Origin of the sequence: Bacillus sp. SIMBA_074, from assembly GCF_046534555.1 — a bacterium.
GTDB classification, from domain to species: domain Bacteria; phylum Bacillota; class Bacilli; order Bacillales; family Bacillaceae_G; genus Bacillus_A; species Bacillus_A mycoides.
Window position 1 is genome coordinate 1 of sequence record NZ_JAWRYM010000369.1, and the last position, 282, is coordinate 282.

1 protein-coding gene is annotated in these 282 nt (G+C 55.0%); it reads right to left on the bottom strand.

Features of this window, described 5'->3' with window-relative positions:
* A partial coding sequence (locus SB773_RS31205) for a phage terminase large subunit family protein (RefSeq protein ID WP_410594150.1) occupies positions 1 to 282 on the bottom strand: 282 nt, incomplete at both ends.

Genomic DNA, 282 nt, shown 5'->3' on the forward strand with positions numbered 1-282 from the left:
CAGAGGTCGTTCGATTTCAAGACAGTAGCCCAACGCGTCAGCAGGGTGCTCAACTCCCGCCGCCTTATCGATGTCTCTCCCACCTGGCTTGTAAAGCGTCTGCTCAAAGGCCGCAATGGTTTCTCGACACGTTTCGTTGACGTAGAGCCGAATTTGGCCGGAGGCCGACATTAGCATCGAGTTCACCGCATTCACCCTGTCTGAAATGGGCGGGTGTTTGCGCTTAAACTTGATCCGCTTGAAGCCCCGATCCCTAAAGATGTCGATGTCCGTTTCGCCCCT